Annotated in this window: 26 protein-coding genes and 1 pseudogene; 12 read left to right on the top strand and 15 right to left on the bottom strand. The window is 62.8% G+C overall.

The features are described 5' to 3' along the window. Positions 1 to 19 precede the first annotated feature (19 nt). Entirely contained in the window at positions 20 to 1,363 is a 1,344-nt protein-coding gene (locus PAE61_RS00555) for an APC family permease (RefSeq protein WP_271112062.1), read from the top strand. A 108-nt stretch (positions 1,364 to 1,471) separates the two neighbouring features. Here the strand turns inward: PAE61_RS00555 and cueR are convergent, their stop codons facing one another. Both cueR and PAE61_RS00545 read right to left on the bottom strand, forming a co-directional pair. Then, entirely contained in the window at positions 1,472 to 1,891 is a 420-nt protein-coding gene (gene cueR / locus PAE61_RS00550; protein ID WP_018065824.1) for a Cu(I)-responsive transcriptional regulator, read from the bottom strand. A gap of 13 nt (positions 1,892 to 1,904) precedes the next feature. Next, a complete protein-coding gene (locus PAE61_RS00545; protein ID WP_271112061.1) occupies positions 1,905 to 4,412 on the bottom strand; it encodes a heavy metal translocating P-type ATPase in 2,508 nt (835 codons plus the stop codon). Positions 4,413 to 4,553: 141 nt separating this feature from the next. On the opposite strand from PAE61_RS00545, the gene PAE61_RS00540 reads away from it, so the two are divergent. After that, positions 4,554 to 4,760 (top strand): heavy-metal-associated domain-containing protein, encoded by a 207-nt coding sequence (locus tag PAE61_RS00540; RefSeq protein ID WP_018065822.1) that lies wholly within the window; start codon positions 4,554 to 4,556, stop codon positions 4,758 to 4,760. A gap of 75 nt (positions 4,761 to 4,835) precedes the next feature. Here PAE61_RS00540 and PAE61_RS00535 read toward each other — a convergent pair whose 3' ends face one another. From PAE61_RS00535 to PAE61_RS00515, 5 genes are read right to left on the bottom strand one after another with little or no spacing between them, the layout of a single operon-like run. Then, a complete protein-coding gene (locus tag PAE61_RS00535; protein ID WP_018065821.1) occupies positions 4,836 to 5,564 on the bottom strand; it encodes a DsbA family protein in 729 nt (242 codons plus the stop codon). A 2-nt stretch (positions 5,565 to 5,566) separates the two neighbouring features. Further along, a complete protein-coding gene (locus PAE61_RS00530) occupies positions 5,567 to 6,046 on the bottom strand; it encodes a c-type cytochrome (protein ID WP_018065820.1) in 480 nt (159 codons plus the stop codon). After that, positions 6,043 to 7,434, bottom strand: a complete 1,392-nt coding sequence (locus PAE61_RS00525) for a multicopper oxidase family protein (RefSeq protein WP_018065819.1) — start codon at positions 7,432 to 7,434, stop codon at positions 6,043 to 6,045. Before PAE61_RS00525 ends, PAE61_RS00530 begins: the two co-directional genes overlap by 4 nt. Positions 7,435 to 7,483: 49 nt before the next feature. Further along, positions 7,484 to 8,404, bottom strand: coding sequence for a c-type cytochrome (locus PAE61_RS00520; protein ID WP_271112130.1), 921 nt, complete (start codon positions 8,402 to 8,404; stop codon positions 7,484 to 7,486). A 1-nt stretch (position 8,405) separates the two neighbouring features. Then, positions 8,406 to 8,894: a c-type cytochrome gene (locus tag PAE61_RS00515; RefSeq protein WP_271112129.1), complete on the bottom strand. Its 489-nt coding sequence runs from the start codon at positions 8,892 to 8,894 to the stop codon at positions 8,406 to 8,408. 116 nt (positions 8,895 to 9,010) lie between these two features. Here PAE61_RS00515 and PAE61_RS00510 point away from each other — a divergent pair, with 116 nt between their 5' ends. Continuing rightward, positions 9,011 to 10,432: an IS1380 family transposase gene (locus PAE61_RS00510; RefSeq protein WP_271112128.1), complete on the top strand. Its 1,422-nt coding sequence runs from the start codon at positions 9,011 to 9,013 to the stop codon at positions 10,430 to 10,432. A 179-nt stretch (positions 10,433 to 10,611) separates the two neighbouring features. On the opposite strand, the gene PAE61_RS00505 is transcribed toward PAE61_RS00510, so the two are convergent. Continuing rightward, positions 10,612 to 10,749 carry a hypothetical protein gene (locus PAE61_RS00505; protein ID WP_271112127.1) on the bottom strand — a complete coding sequence of 46 codons (138 nt, stop codon included), beginning with the start codon at positions 10,747 to 10,749 and terminating at the stop codon, positions 10,612 to 10,614. 304 nt (positions 10,750 to 11,053) lie between these two features. On the opposite strand from PAE61_RS00505, the gene PAE61_RS00500 reads away from it, so the two are divergent. Together PAE61_RS00500 and PAE61_RS00495 are read left to right on the top strand one after the other, a co-directional pair. Then, positions 11,054 to 12,091 (top strand): IS110 family RNA-guided transposase, encoded by a 1,038-nt coding sequence (locus PAE61_RS00500; protein ID WP_036743765.1) that lies wholly within the window; start codon positions 11,054 to 11,056, stop codon positions 12,089 to 12,091. Between the two features lie 324 nt (positions 12,092 to 12,415). Beyond that, positions 12,416 to 13,444, top strand: a complete 1,029-nt coding sequence (locus PAE61_RS00495) for an IS110 family RNA-guided transposase (RefSeq protein ID WP_271112126.1) — start codon at positions 12,416 to 12,418, stop codon at positions 13,442 to 13,444. A 307-nt stretch (positions 13,445 to 13,751) separates the two neighbouring features. On the opposite strand, the gene PAE61_RS00490 is transcribed toward PAE61_RS00495, so the two are convergent. The 3 genes from PAE61_RS00490 to PAE61_RS00480 form a co-directional block, all read right to left on the bottom strand. Beyond that, positions 13,752 to 14,684, bottom strand: a complete 933-nt coding sequence (locus PAE61_RS00490; protein ID WP_271109803.1) for an IS5-like element ISPko1 family transposase — start codon at positions 14,682 to 14,684, stop codon at positions 13,752 to 13,754. 316 nt (positions 14,685 to 15,000) lie between these two features. Continuing rightward, positions 15,001 to 16,029 carry an IS110 family RNA-guided transposase gene (locus PAE61_RS00485; protein WP_009803435.1) on the bottom strand — a complete coding sequence of 343 codons (1,029 nt, stop codon included), beginning with the start codon at positions 16,027 to 16,029 and terminating at the stop codon, positions 15,001 to 15,003. 324 nt (positions 16,030 to 16,353) lie between these two features. Beyond that, positions 16,354 to 17,391, bottom strand: a complete 1,038-nt coding sequence (locus tag PAE61_RS00480; RefSeq protein ID WP_036743765.1) for an IS110 family RNA-guided transposase — start codon at positions 17,389 to 17,391, stop codon at positions 16,354 to 16,356. Between the two features lie 275 nt (positions 17,392 to 17,666). Between PAE61_RS00480 and PAE61_RS00475 the strand changes: the two genes are divergently transcribed. Together PAE61_RS00475 and brnA are read left to right on the top strand one after the other, a co-directional pair. After that, positions 17,667 to 17,930 (top strand): BrnT family toxin, encoded by a 264-nt coding sequence (locus tag PAE61_RS00475; protein ID WP_271109802.1) that lies wholly within the window; start codon positions 17,667 to 17,669, stop codon positions 17,928 to 17,930. Next, on the top strand, positions 17,917 to 18,132 hold the full coding sequence (gene brnA, locus PAE61_RS00470) for a type II toxin-antitoxin system BrnA family antitoxin (RefSeq protein WP_271109801.1): 216 nt from the start codon (positions 17,917 to 17,919) through the stop codon (positions 18,130 to 18,132). Before PAE61_RS00475 ends, brnA begins: the two co-directional genes overlap by 14 nt. A gap of 64 nt (positions 18,133 to 18,196) precedes the next feature. Here brnA and PAE61_RS00465 read toward each other — a convergent pair whose 3' ends face one another. The 4 genes from PAE61_RS00465 to PAE61_RS00450 form a co-directional block, all read right to left on the bottom strand. After that, entirely contained in the window at positions 18,197 to 18,535 is a 339-nt protein-coding gene (locus PAE61_RS00465) for a DUF6616 family protein (protein ID WP_271109800.1), read from the bottom strand. A gap of 20 nt (positions 18,536 to 18,555) precedes the next feature. Beyond that, positions 18,556 to 19,332: a DNA alkylation repair protein gene (locus PAE61_RS00460; RefSeq protein ID WP_271112125.1), complete on the bottom strand. Its 777-nt coding sequence runs from the start codon at positions 19,330 to 19,332 to the stop codon at positions 18,556 to 18,558. Then, entirely contained in the window at positions 19,329 to 19,859 is a 531-nt protein-coding gene (locus PAE61_RS00455; protein ID WP_271109798.1) for a MarR family winged helix-turn-helix transcriptional regulator, read from the bottom strand. Before PAE61_RS00455 ends, PAE61_RS00460 begins: the two co-directional genes overlap by 4 nt. Before the next feature lie 193 nt (positions 19,860 to 20,052). Further along, positions 20,053 to 20,766, bottom strand: a complete 714-nt coding sequence (locus PAE61_RS00450; protein WP_271109796.1) for an IS6 family transposase — start codon at positions 20,764 to 20,766, stop codon at positions 20,053 to 20,055. A 68-nt stretch (positions 20,767 to 20,834) separates the two neighbouring features. Here PAE61_RS00450 and PAE61_RS00445 point away from each other — a divergent pair. From PAE61_RS00445 to PAE61_RS00425, 5 genes and pseudogenes are all read left to right on the top strand, one after another. Next, positions 20,835 to 21,464: pseudogene (locus PAE61_RS00445) on the top strand (VirB4 family type IV secretion system protein); the annotation flags it as partial. Continuing rightward, the gene (locus PAE61_RS00440; protein ID WP_170317860.1) at positions 21,461 to 21,628 is read left to right on the top strand and encodes a hypothetical protein; all 168 of its coding nucleotides are present in this window, start codon (positions 21,461 to 21,463) and stop codon (positions 21,626 to 21,628) included. The pseudogene PAE61_RS00445 and the gene PAE61_RS00440, both read left to right, overlap by 4 nt. Next, the gene (locus PAE61_RS00435; RefSeq protein WP_271112124.1) at positions 21,618 to 22,772 is read left to right on the top strand and encodes a lytic transglycosylase domain-containing protein; all 1,155 of its coding nucleotides are present in this window, start codon (positions 21,618 to 21,620) and stop codon (positions 22,770 to 22,772) included. Before PAE61_RS00440 ends, PAE61_RS00435 begins: the two co-directional genes overlap by 11 nt. Then, a complete protein-coding gene (locus PAE61_RS00430; RefSeq protein ID WP_271112131.1) occupies positions 22,772 to 23,581 on the top strand; it encodes a type IV secretion system protein in 810 nt (269 codons plus the stop codon). Before PAE61_RS00435 ends, PAE61_RS00430 begins: the two co-directional genes overlap by 1 nt. 16 nt (positions 23,582 to 23,597) lie before the next feature. Further along, positions 23,598 to 24,251 carry a VirB8 family type IV secretion system protein gene (locus tag PAE61_RS00425; RefSeq protein WP_076981280.1) on the top strand — a complete coding sequence of 218 codons (654 nt, stop codon included), beginning with the start codon at positions 23,598 to 23,600 and terminating at the stop codon, positions 24,249 to 24,251.

Here is a 24,251-nt window from a genome sequence, read left to right as displayed (position 1 = left end):
GCAACCAAGGCAGATCGAAATGCAGAAACACGATAAAAACCACGATGGGAACGACGGCTACCGTGAAGGCTCGATCAGCCTTGGCGGAGCTGTTGCCATGGGCACGGGCGTGATGATCGGTGCGGGCATCTTTGCCCTGACCGGACAAATCGCCCAGCTGGCTGGACCACTATTTCCACTCGCGTTCATCGCTGGTGCCATCGTGACCAGCTTCAGCGCTTACAGCTACATCAAGATGTCGAACGCCTGGCCCTCGGCAGGGGGCATCGCGATGATCCTTCAGAAATGCTATGGATCGGGGGCGGTCGCGGCGGGAGCGGCGCTCTTGATGGCGCTCAGCATGGTGATCGCGGAAAGCCTCGTCGCACGGACATTCGCCACTTATGTCTTGCGGCCTTTGGATATCACGGGCGGGCCACTTGTGCCCGTTCTGGCGGTTGCCGTGATCGTGTTCGCATTCTTGGTCAACATCGCAGGAAACCGCTCCGTCGGGCTATTCTCTCTAGTCATGGCGGCGATCAAGATCGGGGGCATCGCGCTGTTCGGTATCGCAGCACTCTGGTCAAGCGGGTTTCAGTTCGCCGCCGCGTCAGAAACGGCCGAGACCTTTGGAGTGACAGGCTTCATCGCGTCCGTTGCGCTGGCGATCCTTGCCTTCAAGGGCTTTACCACGATCACCAACAGCGGCGGCGAAATCACCGATCCCCACCGCAATGTGGGCCGCACTATCATGCTGGCCATCGCGATCTGCGTGGTGGTTTACCTGCTTGTGGCCTTTGGCGTGGGCGCGAGCCTGACAATCGACGAAATCATCGCCGCGCGCGACTATTCGCTGGCCCAGGCGGCTGAGCCCGCACTCGGGCAGGTCGGCTTTTACTTGACGGTCGTGTTGGCGGCCGTGGCCACAGCATCCGGCGTGCTGGCCAGCGTTTTCGCAGTGTCGCGGATGCTGACCATGCTGACGGAGATGAAAATGATCCCGCACAGCCATTTTGGCATGTCCGGGGCTGTCCAGCGGCATATGCTGGTCTATACAGTCGTTATCGCCTCGACGCTGGCCGTGCTCTTTGATTTGGGACGGATCGCATCCCTTGGTGCCTTCTTTTACCTCGTCATGGACATGATCATACATTGGGGCGTGTTCCGCTATCGTCGAACCGAAGTTGGCGCCTCCAGTATCGTGCTTTTGTCTGCGCTCTCTCTCGATGCAATTGTATTGGCAGCTTTCACCGTAATGAAGCTTCAAAGTGATCCAATGATCGTTCTGTATGCGGCTGTCGGAATGATCGCTGTCTTCGCTTTCGAGCGCGTTTACTTGTCGCGATGGTTGGCGCCTCAGGCCGCGCATTCCCACGGTGAATAGCCAGCCATCATCTAGCCCTGAAGGAATGCGATGCCTTGTGCACCGATTGCGATCACCGAAAAGAATGATGGCCAGCCCTGCAGCCAGTGTCATACGCGACTGTCCCTCTTAACCGGCTTCATTCAGCAGAGCGATTTCTTCCTCTTTCGCTGCAAGATCGGCCAGGATAGGGCAGTCGGGCCGGTGGTCTCCGGCGCAGGCATCGACGAGATGCGCAAGCGTCGCGCGCATCTCCGTCAACTCCGCGATCTTCCGGTCAATCCGATCAAGCTGCACTTCGGCGATCTGTTTGACCTCGGAGCTGGTGCGGTCGTCGTCCTCGTAGAGCTTCAGGAGATTGCGGCAATCCTCGATGCTGAAGCCGAGCGCGCGGGCGCGCCCGAGGAATGCCAGCTTGTGCACGTCGCGGTCGCGAAAGCTGCGATAGCCGTTGGCGCTGCGCAGCGGCTTGACCAGCCCGATATCCTCGTAATAGCGGATTGTCTTGGCCGGCAGGCCGGAGCGTTCCGCGACATCTCCGATGTTCATCTCAAAATCCTCCTTATTCGGCAGGGGCGGGGTAAAGGTTGGCGGCCGGGCGGACCGCCCTCGTCTCGTCCATTGCGGGGGACACACGGCGGAGCCTGAGCGCGTTGGTCAGCACGAAGACCGAGGACAGCGCCATCGCGCCCGCGGCCAGAACCGGCGACAGCAACAGGCCGAACAGTGGATAGAGCACACCCGCCGCCACCGGGATCAGCGCCACGTTATAGCCAAAGGCCCAGAACAGGTTCTGGCGGATATTGCGCATGGTGCGGGTGGACACCTGATAGGCATTCACCACGCCGCGCAGATCGCCCGACATCAGCACCACATCGGCCGACTCAATCGCCACATCGGTTCCGGTGCCGATGGCGATGCCCACATCCGCATGCGCAAGCGCCGGCGCGTCGTTGATGCCGTCGCCGACGAAGGCCACCTGCCGCCCGCCTTTCCGCAGATCGTCCAGCGCCGCGACCTTGCCATCGGGCAGAACGCCCGCGATCACCTGGTCGATACCGGTTTCCCTTGCAATCGCCTCCGCCGTCTCGCGCTTGTCGCCGGTGATCATGGCGATCTTCAGTCCCAGATCGTGCAGCGCACCGATGGCCGCCGCGCTGGAAGGCTTCACCGGGTCAGCCACCGCGATCACCGCGGCCACCCGCCCGTCGATGGCGGCAAAGAGCGCGGTGCGCCCCTGTTCGGCGAGGCGCGTTTCCGCCTCGGCGAGGGCACCAAGTTCCAACCCTTCGCGGGTCATCAGCCGGCCGGCCCCGACCAGGACATCGCGCCCGGCGACATGCGCGCGGACGCCGTGGCCGGTAATCGACTCGAAGCTCTCCACCTCATGCCGCGCCACGTTTTCGGCCCGGGCCGCGCGGACGATGGCATCGGCAATGGGATGTTCCGACTGCGCCTCGACCGCAGCGACCAGTGCCAGAACTTCGGTCCGGACGAACCCGCCCGACAGCACCATGTCGGTCAGCTCCGGACGGCCTTCGGTGACGGTGCCGGTCTTGTCGACGGCCACGACGCCGATGCCGGACAATTGCTGCAGCGCGTCTCCCTTCCGAAACAGCACGCCCATCTCGGCGGCCCGTCCGGTGCCGACCATGATCGAGGTCGGCGTGGCCAGACCCATCGCGCAGGGGCAGGCGATGATCAGCACCGACACCCCGGCCACCAGCGCATAGGACAGCGCGGGCGAGGGGCCGACGACCAGCCAGACCAGAACCGTCAGCGCCGCGAAGGCCATCACCGCAGGCACGAACCACAGCGTGATCCGGTCGACCATGCCCTGGATCGGCAGCTTGGCGCCCTGCGCCTGTTCGACCATGCGGATGATCTGCGCCAGCGTGGTATCGGCGCCGACGCGCGTGGCGCGGAACTGGAAGGCGCCGGTGCCATTGACCGTGCCGCCCGTGACCGGATCGCCGGTGCCCTTGGCCACCGGCACCGGCTCGCCGGTAATCATGCTTTCATCGACATGGGCGCTGCCGTCGGTCACTTCTCCGTCCACTGCAATCCGCTCGCCGGGACGCACGACGAGGATGTCGCCCGCGCGGATCCTCTCGATCGCCACGTCCTGCGCCTCACCGTCAACGAGAACCCGCGCGGTGCGCGCCTGAAGCCCCAGCAGTTTCTGGATCGCGGCGCCGGTGCGGCCCTTGGCGCGCGCCTCCATCCAGCGGCCCAGCAGGATCAGCACCACGATCACCGCCGCCGCCTCGAAATAGACGGCGCGCGAGCCTTCGGGCAGCAGTGCGGGCGCGAAGAGGGCCACCAGCGAAAAGAGATAGGCCGCCGAGGTGCCGACCGCGACGAGGCTGTTCATGTCCGGCGCGCCCTTGAAGAGCGCCGGGAAGCCCCTGGTGTAGAAGGCACGCCCCGGCCAGGCCAGCACGATGGTGGTCAGCACGAACTGGATCATCCAGCTTGTCTGATGGCCGATGGTGCGCCCGATCAGGTCATGCGCACCCGGCACGACATGCGCGCCCATTTCCAGAAGGAAGACGGGAAGGGCAAAGGCGGCGGCCAGCGCGGTTTTTCGCGCCATCGCCTTGGCCTCGCTGTCCTTGCGGGCGCTGCGATCCTCCGAGGCGGTGTCCTCTGCGGGCTCCGCAGGGTAGCCTGCGTCCTCGGCCGCCTTCAGCAAATCCGCAAGCTCCACCGCCCCTTCGGCATAGGTCACGGTCGCGGTTTCCGAGGCGAGGTTGACGTTGACCTCCAGCACACCGGGTACCGCCGCCAGCGCCTTGTCCACGCGCCCCACGCAGGAGGCGCAGGACATCGACGCCACGTTCAGACGCACATCCTGGGTCCGTGCCGGATAACCCGCCTCATCCAGCGCTGTCATGACGTCGGAGATCCGCTCGGGCGCATCGATCTGCGCCTGCGCGGTCTCATTGGCGAGGTTCACATGGACGTCATCGACGCCCGGCAGCGCGGACAGGGTCCGCTCGACCCGTCCGATACATGAAGCGCAAGACATGTTCTGCACGGAAAGCCGAAGGGTTTGCGAATCTGGCATGGCGGACTCCTGTCTGGATTTGTCCGAAAGATAGGGGTTCCACCTGATGGAAGGTCAATAGGGTTCAAAAATATTCCATTCCGTCCTTGACCTTCCTGCGGTGGAAGACCTCACCTGAACTGGAATTCGAAGGAGATAGGCATGACCAGATTGAGCGTACCGGACATGAGCTGCGGGCACTGCACCGCTGCAATCGAGAAGGCGATCAAGGCAATTGATCCAACCGCCAGGGTTTCCTGTGACCTTGGGGCGCATATTGTCGAGGTGGAGAGCTTTCTAAGCGAGCGGGCCGTGTCCGAAGCTATTCGCGATGCCGGCTATGATGCAAAAACACCGGCAGCGACCTGATACGAAAGCGACCTGATACGAAAAATGGCGCCGGCGGGTCCGGCGCCATTCCAACATCTGATCTGGCGAGCGAGATCAGTCGCTTTCCCGTGTCTTGTCGACCAGAGCCTCCAGTTGATCCTGTTCGACAAAGCCGGGCACGAGGTCGTCTCCGATCACGAAAGACGGTGTTCCGTTAAAGCCGAGCGCCTGGGACAGGCGCATCGACTCGTCGATATGCTCCTGCACTTCGGGTTCGTCCATATCGGTACGAAGTCGTTTGACGTCGAGCCCGATCTCCTCGGCCAGGCGCATGACCGATGCTTCCTCGGCACGTTCTTCCATACCCATCAGCGCCCAGTGAAACTCCTCGTATTTGTCCTGTTCCCTCGCGGCCAGGGCGGCTTTGGCCGCGAAGACAGACCCTTCGCTGAGAATGGGCCATTCGCGATAGACGAGCCGGACATCCTGGTCGGCATCGAGCAGCCCCTGAACCTCGGACATGGCCCGTCTGCAGTAGGGACAGTTGTAGTCGAAGAATTCCACGACCGTGACATCGCCGTCGGGATTTCCGAGGACCGGCGCGTTCGGATCATGTTCGAGCGACTGGCGCTGGTTCTTCAGAACGTCGGCAGCTGCGTCTGCCTGCGTAGCCGCCTGCTGCTGTTCGAGCAACTGCACGGCTTCCATGATGATCTGCGGGTTTTCCCGGATCGCTTCCAGCGCCAGTTCCTTGATCCGAGCATCGCTCAGATCTTGCGCGAAGCCGGCAATCGGCGCGATAGCCAGACCAAGCGCCAGGGCTGTGGTTTTCATCGGGTGCATTGTCAATTTCCTTCTCTCTGGGCTTCGGCGGCGCTGCGTTCGGCCTGAATCTGCCGTTGCCGATCCGGCCATGTGGATTTGATATAGGCGAGGATATTCCAGATCTGATCGTCGGTCAGTTGGTCGCCGAAACCGGGCATGCCGCTTTCAAAATCGACGCCCTGTGCGGCGAGGGCCGCCTTGCCGCCGAGCTTGGTGTAGTCGAAGAGCACGCTGTCAGAATGGTGCCATGTATGACCCGTTTCGTCATGCGGTGGGGCGGGCAACACGCCAGCCGGGCCCGGTGAATGCCAGTCGGGCTGACCCTCGAGATTCGCGCCGTGGCAGGAGGCGCAGTAGCCCTGGTAGAGGTCCTCGCCCTGCGCCAGATCGAAGTCTTCCGGAGCAGCACTGGTTTGGGTGCCGGCCTGCGTCATGAGCCAGGCACCTGCTGCCGCACCGGACACCAGAATGACGGTCAGGATCAGGTATTTCCGCATCATGTCACCTCGAGCCACGTCATCATGCCCGAAGCCGCATGGCTCAGCATATGACAGTGAAACAGCCATTTTCCCGGGTTGTCGGCGACAAAGGCAATGGTCCGGGTCTCGCCGCCGAACATCAGCAGCGTATCGCGGAAGGGACCAAGGGCCGCGTCCTTGGTCACCTCGCGGAAATGCATCCCGTGCAGGTGCATTGCATGGGGGAAGGACGTGTCGTTGTAGATTTCCAGCTTGATCGTCTCACCCACGGGCACGCTCACGAGCGGGGTGTCGGTCATCCCGATCGTCCCGTTGAAGGACCAGAACTGGTTTGCCTCGACCAACTGGCGAAAGCTCTTGCGTTCGCCGTCGAGGGTGGCGGCATCGAGTGTGCCCATTGCCCCGCCCTGCATATTGAGCCGCGCCGTTACCGCTTTTTCCATGCCGGATATGTCCATGCGTGGGTTCGGGGGCAGGGGATGTGGCGACCCGCGCCGCGCCGCCGCCGCGCGGCCCGATACCGGAAACGCCACCTGTGAGACGCCCTCCTGATCCTCGACGCGCACAAGATGCGCTGTCTCGCCCGACGCCGCTGTGACGTCCACGATCAGATCGGCGCGCTGGCCCGGCCCAATGATCAGCACCTCACTTACTGGCTTGGGCTCGGACAGCGGCATGCCATCAAGGGCCACGGTCCAGCCTTCCATCCCGAAAATCGAAAGAACGAATATCCGGGCGTTGGCGGCATTGATCAGCCGCAGCCGCAGGCGTTCGTTCTGCTTCACGTCCAGCGACAGATCAAAGCGCCCGTTGGTGGCGATGAAGTTGCCGCGCCGCCCGGCATGGCTGCGATCATGGCGTGACGTGAAGTCGGGGTCGATCTGTGCCGTTTCGGGATCGAGAAGCCAGTCGTCGAGGATCAATACCTCCTCGCGGTCGATATCCGGCGCCTCGGGCTCTTCCACGATCAGCGCACCATAGAGTCCGCGCGCGACCTGCTCGGTTGACCGGTTGTGCGCGTGATACCAGTAGGTGCCGGCGTCCGGCACCACGAAATCATAGTCGAAACCCTGTCCCGGTTCGACAGCTGGCTGCGTCAGCCCGGGAACCCCGTCCATCGCGTTGTCGATGCGGATCCCGTGCCAATGAACCGAACTTGCCTGCGGCAGTTCGTTCAGGAACGATCTCTGGATGCGGGCGCCTTGAGCCATCCGCAACTCGGGTCCCGGCATCGCGCCGTCATAGCCCCAGATTTCAGTCTTGGGATAGGTTGGGGGTGCAAGTTGGACGCGCGCGGGCCGGGCCTTGAGTTCGGCAAAGCGTGGCGTTGCAGCACGCGCCAGGGCCGGAACGGCCAGAGCCGCAATCGTCGCCGCGCCCTGCTCAAGAAATTCTCGCCGTGTCGTCATCTTTTCCGTGTCCTTGAAATGTGCGGGGCGATACGCCGCCCCGCCCGTGTCAATCGATGGTTTTGCCGATACTCGGCGTCCCCGCCAAAGCCCTGCCTTCCGGTACATCGCTGTCGAGAAGATAGATCGCCATCGCTTTCAAATCGGACTTTGAGAGGAACCGCGTTCCGTTCTGGACAACCTCACCCATGCTGCCGCCGAACACGTCTCCTGACGGGGTAACACCACTTTGCAGAGCATATGACAGATTGGCGACGGTCCATCCGCGATCTGCCAGATCGTCGGACAGGATTGATGGTGCCTTGTTTCCACCGGGCAGGTCGTCGTTGCCGGCAAAAACGGCATCTGGCATCCGGCCGCCCGCGAGGTTCCGACCGGTGTGACAGGCCCCGCAATGGGCGGCGCCGCGCACGAGTTGCCGGCCGCGGTTCCAGTCGACGCTCTGCGGATCATGCATGAAAAGCGCACGCCATAGTTTCAGGCCCCAGCGTTGGTTGAACGGGAAACCGACATCGTGCGGTGGTGCGGGGTTGGTTACCGGTGCGACGGTCTGGAATGCTGCCCACATATCGGCGACGTCCTGATCGGAAAAATCCGCATAGAACGGATAGGTGAATGCCGGAAACAAGGGCTCGCCATCGGGCGAAACGCCCTGCCTGACAGTCATCGCGAAGTCAGACAGGCTCCAGTCTCCGATGCCGTGCTCGGGATCGGTGGTTATGTTCGGCGGGTAGAAGACGCCAAACGGGGTTTCGAGCGGGGCACCGCCCGCCAGCGGAGCGCCGCCATCCTCGAAATTCGTGTGACAGGCGATGCAACCGCTCGCGCGCGCCAGATAGGCACCGCGCTGGACATCGCCGGTCAACTCGATCTCGGCGGGCGGTCGGCCAATCGGCCAAACCACCAACGCCGCGATTGCCGCCGTGCCGGAAAGGGCAAGGACGGCAACACCTGCAAGAACCCGCCTCATGTCATTTCACCTTCGCGCGGAAGCGGGTGTGACAGGACGAACAGGTGTCGCTGACCTTCGCGAAAACCGCGTTGGCGGGCATCTCGGCCAGTTCTTCGCGCCCCATCGTGTCATCGGCCATCATGTCACCACTGCCCATCATCGAGTTGGCTCCCATCATGTCGGAGCCGCCCATCATGGCGCTTGTATTCGACTTGGTGTCCGACTGACTTGCGGGTGCGTTGTCAGCGGCAAGAGCCAGGCCTTCGGCGTATCTGTGCAACTCCTCGGCCAGGCCTGCAAAGCTCTCCCAATCGTTCCATATGGCGTCTTTCGCGACCGATGGCATGCCTGCGCTGCCGTCCGGGAACAGACGGGTCATGGCATCGCCAGCGTGCATGCCGATGGTTTCCGCAGCGTGCCGCACGGTATCAGCATCATACCCCGTCTCGCCGCTCATCATCGGGGCGACCTGTTTCACGGCCTTGCCCATTGCCGACATCGCGTCCATGCGCTCCTTCACCCCGGTTTATTCATCCAAATCGATGGGGGCAGGTTGCGTGCGCCTGAAAGCGCCGTAGAATCAAGTTGCTACACCAAAATCCGCCAGCAGCTTCGGACGCACGCATGGGTGAAACGCTACGGCCGGTCACGGCCGGATTCAACCGCTCTTTTTCGATCGAAACTCGCGCCGAGCGCCTGACGGGCGATCCTGGCGCAGTACTGCTGCGAGAAGCTCTCGACGCGACCGGGATTATCGGCTGGATGGCGGCGCGGATGAAGGACAGCCGCCGCCAAGCCGATGTCGTGCATGACCTGCCGTCGCTCTTGCGGACCATGGTGCTCCTGGTCGCTCAGGGTTGGCAGGACCACGACGATGCGGATGCCCTGCGGCATGATCCAGCGATGCGTGTGGCGGCCGCCTCGTCGGCCGGGCTGACGCCGCTGACTGGGCACCCTGGGCTGGCCTCTCAGCCCACGCTTTCGCGTTGCACAGCGATGCTGGCGGAGCCAGGCAACCTGAAGGTTCTGCGGGAGGCTGCCCTCGAACTCGCCGGTCGGAACCTGCGCGCCGAGAATGGCGGGCAGCGGCGCACTCGCATGACGCTGGACGTCGACAGTCTGCCCATCGAGGTGCATGGCCATCAACCGAAGGCCGAGTGGAACGGGCACTACCGGACCCGGGTCTATCACCCGCTGGTCACCTCCATCGCCGAGACCGGCGACATGCTCGACGCGCGTTTACGCCCCGGCAATGTCGGCACTGCCGACGGTGCGCTGGACGTCATTCTCGACGTCGTCGATCGGGCCGAGGCCAGCCTGTGCAAGATCACGACCGTGCGCATCGATGCAGGCTTCCCCTCTGGCGCGCTCCTGTCGGGCCTGGAGGGGCGCGGCATCCACCACGTCGCCCGCCTGCGGGCGAACGCAGCCCTCGACAGGCTCGCGGCGCCGCACATGAAGCGACCGCCGGGACGACGGCCGACGGAACCGCGGCTTTGGACGCATGAGCTGGAATACCAGGCGCAGGGCTGGGACGAGCCCCGCCGTGTGGTGCTGGTAGTCAAGGAGCGCGAGGGCGATCTGCTGCCCGACCGCTTCTTCCTCGTCACCTCGATCTCGCGCTTCCAGATGAAGGGGCAGGCCCTGCTGGACCATTATCGCCAGCGCGGCAAAGCAGAAGGCCACATGGGCGAGCTGATGGACGTGCTGTCTCCAGCGCTGTCCTCCACCAATCGCGCCAAGACCCATCTGCGCGGCAAGAAGCCGAAATCGGTCACGCCCCCCATCGATGCCTTCGCCTGCAACGAAGTCCGGTTGCTCGTCGCCATGCTCGCCTACCAGATCATGCACGTGGCGCGCCGGGCCATGGCGCGCGCCACGAAAGCCCCTTGGAGCCTGCGCCGCCTGCGGGAACGCGTGCTGCGCGCCGGCGCTCGTCTCATCATTTCAGCCCGGCGCATGACCTTGATACTTGCCGCAACGGCCGCGCCCTACTGGGCCGCCATCTGGCCGCAGATCCAGATGCTACGCGGGGCCGACCCATAATCGCGAGCAAGTTGCAGATGCCGCCGACAGAATGAACGCCCAGGGGCGGCCAGAAGTCGTGGCCGATCCAAAGGGCGAAATCATCCAAAGGATGTCGTCTCGTCTACTCTCTCAACCAAACCGGGATGCGTAGCTCTCATCGGCAACAAGCTGGTGCCCAGAAGCCGGCAAGAACGGCTTCAACCCGCCTCCAGCGCGCCGCCGAGCCGGCTCGGCGAATAATGCGGGTTCACGATACCGGTCGCGCCGCTATGGGCGAGCGCCGCCGATGCCACGCCGACAAGCACGGCGGAAGTGATAATCCCTGTAGGTTTCATGTCATTGTCCTTCAAATCCTGATTTCGAGACGGGTCCGATCAGGTGAAGGATCGTGGAGGGGGCGGTTCATAGGCCGGACCGCTCCCGTCATGCGTTACGTGAGGAGGCCGGACCTTCGTGGTCGCGGCACGCCTGACGGGGTGTGCGCGCTCTGAATCCACCGTGATCGCCGCAAGTGCGCAGTCAATTCCCGGATGGCAATGTCCGAATGCCTCCTGGATGAGGCTCTGATGATGGGTTGGGTAGCCCCTCCTGACGGCACTTGTGCCAGATTGATCCGGACAGGATCAGGAGGAATTGGCTATGAAGGAAGTCTCGATCATCGGCGTTGACCTGGCGAAGCAGGTCTTTCAACTGCACGGAGCGACAGCGGAAGGCGAAGTCGTGTTTCGCAAGAAGCTGTCGCGCAAACAGTTTCTTGCGTTCATGCAGAGGCACCCCGGATGTCTCGTTGCCATGGAAGCCTGCGCGACAGCTCATTATTGGGCGCGGACGTTGGCGCCGATCGGGCACGAGGTGCGCCTGATCGCCCCGAAGTTCGTCAAGCCGTATTTGAAGAACCAGAAGAACGACATGGCGGATGCCGAGGCCATCGCGGAGGCGGCCAGTCGACCGACCATGCGTTTCGTCGAGGTGAAGACACCGGAGCAGCAGGGTCTCGGCATGATCTTTCGGCTGCGTAATCTTCTGGTCGGGCAACGGACGCAGACAATCAACGCCTTGCGCGGACATCTCGCCGAGTTCGGGCTCATCGCCGGCAAGGGGCGCGAGAACATCGACAAACTGCGGGCCGCTCTGGAACCGGGCCACGATGGGACGAAAGACCTCCCTCCGGCCGTTCATCATATGGCACAGCTCTGCTTCGACCAGATTGATGACCTGTCCCGACGGATCGCCGAACTTGACGCACAGATCGCGGCGGCGAGCAAGCGGTCGCCTTTCTCTGCCCGGCTGCAGAAGATGCCCGGGGTTGGCCCGGTTACGGCGATGGCATTGGCCGCTTTCGCCCCGCCTATGGAGACGTTCCGTCAGGGGCGTGATTTTTCGGCCTGGCTTGGCCTCGTTCCACGACAACATTCCAGCGGTGGCAAGCAACGGCTCGGTCGCACGAGCAAATCCGGGCAGCGGGATATCCGAAGATTGTTGATCATCGGTGCCATGGCAGTGATCTCCGGTGCCAAGATCAAGCCGCCTGCGGAAAACTCCTGGCTGGGGCGTATGCTGGCCCGCAAGCCCCGGATGCTTGCGGCCATCGCGTTGGCGAACAAGATGGCTCGCATGTTGTGGGCCATGATAACGAAGGATGAAGAGTTTCGAGGGGGACCGCTGATGGCAAACTGATGAAGTCAGCAGCACCGCCTCGAAAATGCGGGAGAAGCTGAAGCTTGTATGAAACCGATCGACCAGATCGGGGTTGGGGAAATCAGGGTCACATGGAGAGCTCCGAGCTCGTTTTGATGTTTTGACCACAGCCCGCGGATCCCATACCGGCCAAGAGGCAGCGCGCCTCGCGAAAAGGCCTGACACATGGACGCATTCGATCGTATCATGCCAGCCGAGGCGACAGCCCGCTAAAACCGGGGCTACCCACACATGATGTGACCGCCCCCCGACGGCATCTCTGTGCCAAGGTGGGTCTGCGATGATCCACAAAGGAGGACGGTCATGTCGGAGATTATCACGGTCGGGCTCGATCTGGCGAAGAATGTGTTCCAGGTGCATGGGGCGGACGCCGCAGGCGGTGCGGTGCTACGGAAGAAGCTGCGGCGCACGCAGGTGCTGGGGTTCTTTGAGGCTTTGCCGCCTTGCGTCGTGGCGATGGAAGCCTGTGGTGGTGCACATTACTGGGGTCGAGAGATTGGCAAGCTTGGACATGAGGTCCGGCTGATCCCTCCGGCCTACGTGAAGCCCTTCGTCAAACGGCAGAAGAATGACGCCGCCGACGCCGAGGCGATTTGCGAAGCTGCACAGCGTCCGACGATGCGCTTCGTGTCGGTGAAGAGCGAAGAGATCCAAGGGGCGGCGATGGTGTTCCGCGTGCGCGAGTTACTGATCCGGCAGCGCACCCAGGCGATCAACGCCCTGCGCGGTCACCTTGCCGAGTTCGGGCAGGTTGTGCCGCAGGGCGCTGCCAATGCCTCGAAGCTGATCGCCATCGTCGAGGATCCAGAGAGCGGGTTGCCCGCCGAGGCGACAGCCACCCTGCAGGTTCTGATCGGATCCTTGGCGCACCTCGAGGCGCAGATCGGGAGGCTCGATGCCGAGATCTCACGCTGCGCCAAAGAGAACGAGGTCGCCCGACGGCTGATGACGGTGCCGGGCATCGGCCCGCTGATCGCGACGGCTATCGCGACACTTGCGCCGCCTCCCGAGACCTTCCGGAAGGCCCGGGATTTTGCAGCCTGGCTCGGGTTGGTGCCCAGGCAACACTCGACCGGTGGCAAGCAGCGCCTCGGAGCGACGACGAAGATGGGCGAGCGGTCTCTCAGGCGGCTGCTGATCATTGGCGCCAACAGCGTGATCATCAAGCGCCACGTCCATCGTGAAGCTCAACCCGGCACATGGCTGGGGAACATGCTGTCGCGCAAGCCGTCGATGCTGGTGCGTGTCGCGCTGGCGAACAAGATGGCGCGGATTGTCTGGGCTTTGATGGCCCGCGGTGGCGTATACCAGTCTCCGGCCGTGGCAGCGTAAGCAGCCGTCGGTCGCGAGGACGTCGGAGCGGAAGAGGGCAAGGAGCAGTTTGGCGCAACAGTCGTGAGACGGGATCGGGAGAACCAGTGTGCAACAGAGTGCCTTTGAGCACGCGGCTTTGATCTGGACCCGACCTTCGAACACCATACGGGCCCGCGGCATGACCAAGGCCGCATCAGAGGCCGGACACATGTCAGCACCCGGTGACGCGCGGAAAGCAGCTCTGAAATTACCCCTTGCGCAAGGGGCGGTTACACATGTTGCACAAATCGGCTGATGGCCGGGGTTCCCCTTTCCCCGGACAGACTTATCCCACGGGCTCTGTGACAGGGATGCCGAGCGCGGTGTAGCCGTTCAGAACGGCGATACGGACCTGAAGCTCCGCGACCTGTCGGTCGAAGTCCCGCGCCATGAGGCGCTGCCCCAGCAGTTTCACACAGTGCATCTTCGTTTCGACGCGGCTTCGGCGGTGGTATCCGCTCCATCGTCGCCAGAGAGCACGACCGAGGTATTTCGATGCCCGCAGCGCTTCGTTTCGTGCGATCGCGCCGGCGGTGACGGTCTTCCACGGCTTGGCATTCTTGCGAGGCGGAATGACAGCGCGGGCGCCGCGGTCAGCGATTGCATCGTGGCATTTGCGGGTGTCGTAGGCACCGTCGGCAGTGACGCTGCTGATCTGCTCGTACGCTGGGATCTGGTTGAGCAGGTCGGGTAAGACCGGTGCATCGCCGATATGGCTCCCTGTGACCTCGACTGCGCGAACCTCCAGTGTTTCCTCGTCGATCCCGAGATGGATCTTGCGCCAGACGCGCCGTTTGGGTCCACCATGCTTGCGGGCGTGCCACTCGCCTTCGCCCTCGACTTTGATACCCGTGCTGTCGATCAGCAGGTGCAGCGGCCCCTTGGAGCAGCGATACGGGATGTTCACGGCCAGGGTCTTCTGGCGGCGGGACAGGGTGCTGAAGTCGGGCACCGCCCAGTCGAGGCCGACCAGCCGCAGTAGGCTTTCGACGAAGCCTGTCGTCTGCCGAAGCGCCATGCCGAACAGCACCTTCATCGAAAGGCATGTCTGGATGGCGGCATCGCTGTAGGTCTGCTGGCGGCCACGCCTACCTGTCGGCGCGGCATCCCAGCTCATCTCGGGATCGAACCAGATCGTCAGCGAGCCGCGGCGCTTGAGCGCTTCATTGTAGGCTGGCCAGTTCCTGGTCCTGTAGGTCGGGGGTGTAGGTCTGCTCATGTATCCCAGCTACCACGCTGGATTCATGAGATGAATCCCACACGGGATTTGTGCAACATGTGTAACCGCCCCTTGCGCAAGGGGTAATTTCAGAGCTGCTTTCCGCGCGTCACCGGGTGCTGACATGTGTCCGGCCTCTGATGCGGCCTTGGTCATGCCGCGGGCCCGTATGGTGTTCGAAGGTCGGGTCCAGATCAAAGCCGCGTGCTCAAAGGCACTCTGTTGCACACTGGTTCTCCCGATCCCGTCTCACGACTGTTGCGCCAAACTGCTCCTTGCCCTCTTCCGCTCCGACGTCCTCGCGACCGACGGCTGCTTACGCTGCCACGGCCGGAGACTGGTATACGCCACCGCGGGCCATCAAAGCCCAGACAATCCGCGCCATCTTGTTCGCCAGCGCGACACGCACCAGCATCGACGGCTTGCGCGACAGCATGTTCCCCAGCCATGTGCCGGGTTGAGCTTCACGATGGACGTGGCGCTTGATGATCACGCTGTTGGCGCCAATGATCAGCAGCCGCCTGAGAGACCGCTCGCCCATCTTCGTCGTCGCTCCGAGGCGCTGCTTGCCACCGGTCGAGTGTTGCCTGGGCACCAACCCGAGCCAGGCTGCAAAATCCCGGGCCTTCCGGAAGGTCTCGGGAGGCGGCGCAAGTGTCGCGATGGCCGTCGCGATCAGCGGGCCGATGCCCGGCACCGTCATCAGCCGTCGGGCGACCTCGTTCTCTTTGGCGCAGCGTGAGATCTCGGCATCGAGCCTCCCGATCTGCGCCTCGAGGTGCGCCAAGGATCCGATCAGAACCTGCAGGGTGGCTGTCGCCTCGGCGGGCAACCCGCTCTCTGGATCTTCGACGATGGCGATCAGCTTCGAGGCATTGGCAGCGCCCTGCGGCACAACCTGCCCGAACTCGGCAAGGTGACCGCGCAGGGCGTTGATCGCCTGGGTGCGCTGCCGGATCAGTAACTCGCGCACGCGGAACACCATCGCCGCCCCTTGGGTCTCTTCGCTCTTCACCGACACGAAGCGCATCGTCGGACGCTGTGCAGCTTCGCAAATCGCCTCGGCGTCGGCGGCGTCATTCTTCTGCCGTTTGACGAAGGGCTTCACGTAGGCCGGAGGGATCAGCCGGACCTCATGTCCAAGCTTGCCAATCTCTCGACCCCAGTAATGTGCACCACCACAGGCTTCCATCGCCACGACGCAAGGCGGCAAAGCCTCAAAGAACCCCAGCACCTGCGTGCGCCGCAGCTTCTTCCGTAGCACCGCACCGCCTGCGGCGTCCGCCCCATGCACCTGGAACACATTCTTCGCCAGATCGAGCCCGACCGTGATAATCTCCGACATGACCGTCCTCCTTTGTGGATCATCGCAGACCCACCTTGGCACAGAGATGCCGTCGGGGGGCGGTCACATCATGTGTGGGTAGCCCCGGTTTTAGCGGGCTGTCGCCTCGGCTGGCATGATACGATCGAATGCGTCCATGTGTCAGGCCTTTTCGCGAGGCGTGCTGCCTCTTGGCCGGTATGGGATCCGCGGGCTGTGGTCAAAACATCAAAACGAGCTCGGAGCTCTCCATGTGACCCTGATTTCCCCAACCCCGATCTGGTCGATCGGTTTCATACAAGCTTCAGCTTCTCCCGCATTTTCGAGGCGGTGCTGCTGACTTCATCAGTTTGCCATCAGCGGTCCCCCTCGAAACTCTTCATCCTTCGTTATCATGGCCCACAACATGCGAGCCATCTTGTTCGCCAACGCGATGGCCGCAAGCATCCGGGGCTTGCGGGCCAGCATACGCCCCAGCCAGGAGTTTTCCGCAGGCGGCTTGATCTTGGCACCGGAGATCACTGCCATGGCACCGATGATCAACAATCTTCGGATATCCCGCTGCCCGGATTTGCTCGTGCGACCGAGCCGTTGCTTGCCACCGCTGGAATGTTGTCGTGGAACGAGGCCAAGCCAGGCCGAAAAATCACGCCCCTGACGGAACGTCTCCATAGGCGGGGCGAAAGCGGCCAATGCCATCGCCGTAACCGGGCCAACCCCGGGCATCTTCTGCAGCCGGGCAGAGAAAGGCGACCGCTTGCTCGCCGCCGCGATCTGTGCGTCAAGTTCGGCGATCCGTCGGGACAGGTCATCAATCTGGTCGAAGCAGAGCTGTGCCATATGATGAACGGCCGGAGGGAGGTCTTTCGTCCCATCGTGGCCCGGTTCCAGAGCGGCCCGCAGTTTGTCGATGTTCTCGCGCCCCTTGCCGGCGATGAGCCCGAACTCGGCGAGATGTCCGCGCAAGGCGTTGATTGTCTGCGTCCGTTGCCCGACCAGAAGATTACGCAGCCGAAAGATCATGCCGAGACCCTGCTGCTCCGGTGTCTTCACCTCGACGAAACGCATGGTCGGTCGACTGGCCGCCTCCGCGATGGCCTCGGCATCCGCCATGTCGTTCTTCTGGTTCTTCAAATACGGCTTGACGAACTTCGGGGCGATCAGGCGCACCTCGTGCCCGATCGGCGCCAACGTCCGCGCCCAATAATGAGCTGTCGCGCAGGCTTCCATGGCAACGAGACATCCGGGGTGCCTCTGCATGAACGCAAGAAACTGTTTGCGCGACAGCTTCTTGCGAAACACGACTTCGCCTTCCGCTGTCGCTCCGTGCAGTTGAAAGACCTGCTTCGCCAGGTCAACGCCGATGATCGAGACTTCCTTCATAGCCAATTCCTCCTGATCCTGTCCGGATCAATCTGGCACAAGTGCCGTCAGGAGGGGCTACCCAACCCATCATCAGAGCCCCTCCTGGACCTCCCGCCGGAAGCCGCCCAAGGGGCGGCTGCGCACTATCCAGCCCCTGCCACTTGGGGGCCGGTCGGAATGATGCGCGGAGCCAGCTCGGACCGGAGACCTCCGAATATCGGAGGGTCGGGCTGGCGGCGGTGATCACGCAGAACCATGCTTGAAAATGGATAATTACTATACCATATTTACGCATGGATTTTGAGTATGACCCCGCCAAAAGTGCCTCGAATCTGTCGAAGCATGGCATCGACTTCGATCAGGCACAGGCTCTTTGGGATGACCCGTGGATGCTCGAAGCGCCCGCCAAGACCGAGGATGAACCGCGGCTCATCTCGATTGGGAAGATCGAGGGCAAGCACTGGGCAGCCGTCTGGACGCCGCGAGGTAATGCGGTGCGGATCATCTCGGTGCGCCGCGCCCGAAAAGAGGAGATCAGCTACTATGAAGGCAACTGAGTTCGATAAGAAATTCGACACCGATGAGAACGTGAGCGATGCAATCGACTGGTCCCAGGCGCGGCGTCCGAACGACCAACCCAAGCGCGTGAACGTGGATTTTCCGGCGTGGGTCGTCGAGGGCCTCGACAAGCAGGCTCGGCACTTGGGCGTGACGCGGCAATCGCTAATCAAGCTATGGATTGCCGAACGGCTCCAGTAGGGTCATCGAATTTGACGGTAGCGCCGGTTGTCGCGGGTTTTTGGATTTTTGCGACAGGCGACGGCTACAGTGCCGCGAGCTGCGCAAGATGGCCGTCCAGATCGACGCCGGGGCCGGTTGCGTTGATCGTGTCGAAATAGTCATGCCATCCCGAAGCGGCGATGCCTGACACAAGGGCGGTGATCGACGCCGCGTCGGGCGCACGCCAGATCGCGAAGAATTTTTGTGACGGGGCATGAAGGATCGCGGCGTCTGTCTCACCCAAGGCGATCGCTTCCACGCCAAGGGCTGACAGCGCTCCCATGCCGGAGCCGATGGCCTCGAAAAACTGCTGGCGACCGTTCTGGTCGAGCGCCAGCCATGCGGGTTTCGGGGAATAGAGTTCGGCCAGATAGTGCGCCATGTGAGCGATCCTTTCGTATGTCAGCCCTTGCGGTTGATCGAGCGCAGGGCGCGCTTGCAGATTTGGGCGGTTGCGGGCGTGGTGCTTTCTGCCGACCATCGGGCGCAGAGCGTCTGCACCCAATCGGGCCTGTCCTTGCTGGCGTCGTTCAGCCAGTTGCCAACGGAGTCCTGCACATAGGGGGCAGGATCGTCCCGTAGCGGTTCGAGGATAGGCAGCGCCTTTTCTGGCTGTTGCCGCAGCGGGCCAAGATGGGTGCACCAGACGCCGCGCGGTCTGGTTGCCTCGCTGGCGAAGCGCCGTAAGCGTTCGGACGGTTCAGCCGTCCAGCCAGCGAGCAGCGCAATCGCGTTGTCGAGATCGGCGGTGATGTGAGGCCGAACGGCCATCCATGACCATTCCCGCACCCCGAAATGATGATCGTCGGAAAAGGGCTGGATCGCAGCGAGCCGGGCGGCAAGGGTCATGTCCTCGGCCGCGCCGATCGTGAAACAGGCCCAACCGCGCGCTGTATCGGATACACGGTCGCGCAGCTCGCCCACGGCAGCGAGGCCCCGCCGCTCATGGATCAGGCGCGCGGCCAGCGCCATGCGCCGAGAAATGCCCTCGCCCGCCGCTTGCTGCATCGTCGTTATGGCATCTTCCCCAATTTCGGGGAGAGCGGCGCGCATAAGGGCCGCGAAGTCCACGGCTAGACACTCGGTCAGCGTGGCGACCTCGACAGCGCCGGCATTGAGCAGGGCGAGCCGGGCCGGCTCAATATCCGCGACACGTTTTCCCGACCGGCCAGCACTCACCGGGGATTGCCAGCAGCAACGGCCGCGCTGTCCTTCGCTGGAATCTCCACATTGCGCCAAACCCGCCGCAACAGGCCGCTAAGGGCCTCGCGTTCGTGCTGGTCGAAGCCCGCGAACAGGGAGCCAATCCACTGGCTATGCTCATTGACCAGATTGAGCGCCACGGCCTGCCCCTTGTCCGTCAGGCGCACCGTGACCTTGCGCCGGTCTTCGTGATCGCGATGCCGGGCAAGGAAGCCGTCCCGCCCCAATCCATCCAGAAGGCCGGTAATCGTGGCGCGCGTGACGCCGGCCCGTTCGGCCAGCTCGTGCGGCGCAAGCCCTTCCGGCAGGTCGCGCAGCAGGAGCAGCAGAACGAATTTCCCTTCCGAGAGGCGATGCGGCGCAAGGCGCGCAGCGCAAGCCCGGTCGATGCCCGAGGCCAGCGCCAAGACCTCGAAACAGAGGCGCATGTTGTCCGTGTCCGGCTGTCCACGGCGTTGCGCCTCATCGAGCAAGGCTAGGTGCTTTTGTTCCAATAGTATCATGCGGCAGCATATAGTATGCCGCCTAATTATAAGTCAATGTTGCACAACTCCTAAAACGTGCAACAGATCGGCGGCCTTCGGAAAATCAGGGATTTTCGTGTCGCAAGTTTTTGTTGCATTGGTCAGGATCGCTTCCAAGGGGGTCCGTTGCATTAATGCCGCTTCGGCGCAGTAAAAGCAGGAGCTGCGATCATCAAGCGGCTTCCGGGAAGAGTTTGGCGACGAAGTCGATCTCGTTTTCAACTCCGGTCCTGCAGCTTTCGAACTGACCCTTGCGGATGGTGCGGAAGGTTTCGATCCCGGCGAGCGCGGCCTTGGCGCCGGCCATGGTCTGGAAGCCACGCATCGGCCGCAGCCGCTGTTTTATTGCAGCATGATCGCTCTCAATCCGGTTGTTCAGGTACTTGCGATCGACATGGCGGATTGTGTGCTCTGGCCCGAGCCGGTCGTTGATCTCGCCGATCACCTTGGCATAGCTGAGCGCCTTGTCAGTGACGATGGTCAGGGGCTGATACAGGCGAACGGTCTCTCGGGCTTGCCGCAGAAACGCCCTTGCAGCCTTGGCAGATCGCCGCGCCGTCAGCCGAAAATCGATCAACTGGCCGAGCTGATCGACGGCGCGCCATAGATAACACCAGCGTCCACCGACGCGGATGTAGGTCTCATCGACATGCCACTGCTGCCCGCGCCAGGAACGATGGCCACCATAGGCCCGTTTGCGGATCTCGGGGCCGAACTTCCTGACCCAGCGGTGGATTGTGGAGGCATCGACTGTCACCCCGCGCTCGGCCAGCAAATCGCGGACGTCGCGGCACGACAGCGGGTAGCGACAGTACCAGCGCACCGCTAGAAGGATGATCTCCCGAGGAAAACGATGCCGCTTGAACGGATTCTTGTGCTGTGCCATCGGCCCCCCCATCATTACCAACTCAAGGAACTTGCGGTGGTCGGCTAGTTAATGCAACGGACCCGCTCGAGTGGACCGAAGACGGCCGCTATGGCTGGATATTCGGGCAGAGCCTTGAGGACACTTTTTCACTCAAAGGCGATGTCGTGGGCTTCGATTTGACCGGTATTCTCGATAGCGAGGCCGACAAGGAACGGATGGCGGTCCTTTCCTATCTCTTCCGCCGGGTCGAGCGCGAGATCGAGGACCGCCGCCCCACCATCATCGTGATCGACGAAGCCTGGAAGGCGCTCGACAACGCATATTTCGCCGAGCGGCTGTCGAACTGGCTGGTGACCGCGCGCAAGCAGAACACGGTTGCCGTGATGATGACGCAATACGCAAGCCAGCTAGAGCGCACCCGGACCGGCAAGACCATCGTCGAAGCCGTTCCGACGCAGATCCTGCTGCCCAATATCCGCGCGCAGCCTGCGGATTACGCCATGCTGAATCTCACGGAGAAGGAGCTCGACGTCCTTCTCAACACAGGCAGCAACAGCCGCTTGGCGCTGATCCGCGACGATCAGGGCTCAATCGTCGTCGATGCCGATTTGAGCGCCCTTGGACCCAATCTCACGATCCTTGGCGGCATGGAAAAGGGCGAAGCGCTTGTCGGCGCCGATTACCGCGACCGCCCAGACTTCTGGAGGCTTTCATGATCCGTATTCTTGTCGCTTTGGCTGCGCTCGGCGCGCTGGCCTCCTGCACCCAGTACCGGGAGCCGCAGGCGAACTGCTTCACATTCCTTGCGTCCACAGCACCTGTCGCGCCTGATTGTGACTTCACGCCCCTTGGCACCCCGGAGGGCGACATTGAAGTCTAGCCTGCCTCATATCCTGGCGTTTTGCCTGCTGCCCGGTCTCAGCTTCGCCCAAGGCGTGCCGACCAATGACAGTGGACTGACCGCGCGTGACATCGTCGAGACTGGCGATCGCGAGGCTGACTTAGCTGTTCAGGCCGACAAGCTTGCCGTGCGCGAACTCATCGCCGAGATCGAACGGGAGCAGCTGGAAACCCTCCGACGCATCCTCGATGCCCAGACCAGCTTCGGCGGTCAGGGCCTGCCCGCCATGGTCTCGGGGCTGGAAAGCGGCAGCGGCGATCCCGACCGCGCCGTGGAAGCCGTCTATGGAACGGGCGGGATCGATCCCAATCGCGGCGGTGCGCAGATGTTCGGGGATGCGTCTGAGAACATCGAGCAGCTCATCATCCGGGTCGCCCAGGAGACCAGCGGCTTTGCGGGTGTTGGCCGCGCAGGGCTCTCGCCCCTCCAGTGGCGCGCGTTGCTGCAAGCGCTGATCTGGCAGGAAAGCCGGTTTACGATCGGGGCACGGTCTCCCGTCGGCGCCTATGGTCTCACCCAGATCATGCCTGGGACGGCCAGCGATCTGGGCATCAACCCGGAATACTATGACAGCCCCTACCTTCAGGTGCATGGCGGCGCGCGCTATCTCGCGACCCAGCTCAACACATTCGATGGCAACATCATCAACGCCCTCGCGGCCTATAACGCCGGACCCGGCCGGGTTTTCGAGTATGGCGGCGTGCCACCCTTTCGCGAGACCCAGCACTACGTGTCGGTCATTCCTGAACGCTACAATCTCTATCTGAGCCGTATCGGCGGGATCGACGCACTTGGCACGATCGATCCCGCGCTTCTGGCCAATGCCAACCTCTCGCTCACTGGGCACGGCGCGGCCTTCTATGGCAACAACTCACCCGCCGCGATCAGGCAAGCCGCCCTGCGTATTGCGGATATCGTCGAACGGATTTCCGAGACCGAGGATGTGCAGGAGAGCGTTGCGCTCAACACCTATGCCCGCGCCGAACTCGTGCGTCTCGTGGCCGCCCGCATCCGGCTTCAGGCCGCCCGCACCCAGCTGCTCTCCGCCGAAGAGCTGGCCCAGGCCAGCGCCCGCATGGCCGAAGGCGCGTTCATGGATTTCACGATCAGGGAGGTTGAATGATGGGACATCTGCTCTTGAGGACAGCTTTGGCCACGACACTTGGCGTTGGCTTGCAGTTCAGCGCCCTACCCCCTGCCGCAGCACAAGGTGTACCGGTCGTCGACACCCAGAACATCGCGCAAAACATCCAGCAGCTCCGGCAGATGATCGAGGACGAGATCCTGCAAAACGAGCAGCTGACGCAGCTCCGCGAACAGCTCGGCCTTCTCACGGATCAACTCGCGGAGCTGCAAAGAACCTATGAAGCGCTCACCCGACTTGCCGAGCTTCCCGAAATCATCCGGACGGAAATGGAAGACGAGTTGAACGGTCTGCTCGACCAAGAGTTCGGGGACATCCTCGCCACGATTGAGGCGATCAAGACTGGGGATTTCTCGGGCCTCTCGGGCTCCGGCGCAAGCGAAATCGAAACCCAGATGGACCGGGTGCTGGCCGATCTCGGCTTCGATGAAGACACCCTCTCGGAAATGGCCACCAGCGGCAATCCCGGGGCCAACCGTGTGGCCACGCAGGCAACAACCGGCGCACTCGTCTCAGCCGCCGCCCAGAACAGCTATGAAGATGCCGGCCAATCGCTCGAGCGGGTCGACCGCCTTGTCGGGCTCATCGACGACATGGAAGAGCTCAAGCAAAGCGTCGATCTCAACACGCGCGTGACAGCTGAATTGGCCATCGCCCTCGTGGCGATGTGGCAGCTGGAAGCGATTCAAACCGTGGGCGATGGCACCGGCGGCGTGATCGATGCCGCCACCATCGCCGAGGAGCAGCGCTTCATGGATTTCACGCTGCCCGAGCTGCGGGCCGAGTGAGTGCGGGGTGTGACGCGTGGCGAGTGAACAAGAGATCATCGAGGAAGAGCTGGTCTACGGTGCCCTGCGCCGTGAACGGCTTTGGCAGCGTCTTGGCCTGATAGGCCTTGTCTTCGGCATCATCGGCTGTCTGAGCGCGGCAGCTGTCTCGATCCTCGATGTCGATCCGCCCCCCGTCGTTGTCCCCTATGATCCCGCCACCGGCTTTGCACTCCCCGAAGCCTCGGTGGGCGCCTCCTCGGTGACCGCCAACCAGGCGATCATCGAGGCGGAGGTGTTCCGCTATGTGACCGACCGGGAGGTCTATAACCAGCTCGATAACGATCTGCGCATCCGCAGCGTCCTGCGCCGCTCGGACGGAGCTGCCGAGAGCGGGCTGCGCCAGATCTGGAACAGCGCCAACGAGAATTACCCTCCGACGGTCTATGGCCCCAATGCTCGGCTCGACGTGGAAATCCTCAGCATCAACCGGATCGGAACCAACCGCGCGACGGTCCGCCTGCGCAAGCGCCTGACGTCCATTAACGGCACCCAGACCGGCCTCTTCACTGCGACGCTTCTCTTCGAGTTCCGCCCGGAGACCCGCCGCTCCATCGATGAGGTCTGGACCAATCCATTCGGCTTCACCGTCCTCGAATATTCCATCCGCTCCGACAGATTGGAGAACTGA

The organism is Paracoccus aerodenitrificans (assembly GCF_027913215.1).
Lineage (GTDB): Bacteria > Pseudomonadota > Alphaproteobacteria > Rhodobacterales > Rhodobacteraceae > Paracoccus > Paracoccus aerodenitrificans.
This window is presented reverse-complemented; position numbering and strand designations above follow the sequence as displayed.